This window comes from Arthrobacter sp. 05T444 (assembly GCF_056395905.1).
The window spans coordinates 1-392 of the sequence record NZ_JBFTKK010000077.1 but is presented as its reverse complement, the minus strand read 5'-3'; the positions used below and the strand labels follow the sequence as shown (position 1 = coordinate 392).

Genomic DNA, 392 nt, shown 5'->3' with positions numbered 1-392 from the left:
GGTTGGTGCCCGACGAGACGATGACCTTAAGCCCTGCGATATCTTCCGGCTTGGTGATTTCCTTGATGCCGCTCTTGGCGCCGGCATACAGGCCTAGCTGGTCCTTGCGGTAGGTCGAGAAGTCGAACTTCTCCTTACGCTGCTCGGTGACCGTGATGTTCGAGATCGCCGCGTCGTATTTGCCGGACGTGACGCCCAGCGGCCAGTCGGCCCAGGCCACCTGCACCAGTTCGAGCTTCAGGCCGAGGCCGTCGGCGACGAGCCGGGCGATGTCGGGCTCGGAGCCGACGATGACCTTCTGGTCGTCGGTCGCGTTGATGCCGAAGGGTAAGCGAGTGCCGGTGGTGGCGATGGTGAGTGTGCCCGGCTTTGCGAGCTTCACATCCTTCAAG

1 protein-coding gene is annotated in these 392 nt (G+C 63.0%); it reads right to left on the bottom strand.

Annotated elements, in window-relative coordinates:
- Positions 1–392: transporter substrate-binding domain-containing protein (locus AC1DD3_RS22160; protein ID WP_476882536.1), on the bottom strand; the 392-nt coding region annotated here is incomplete at both ends.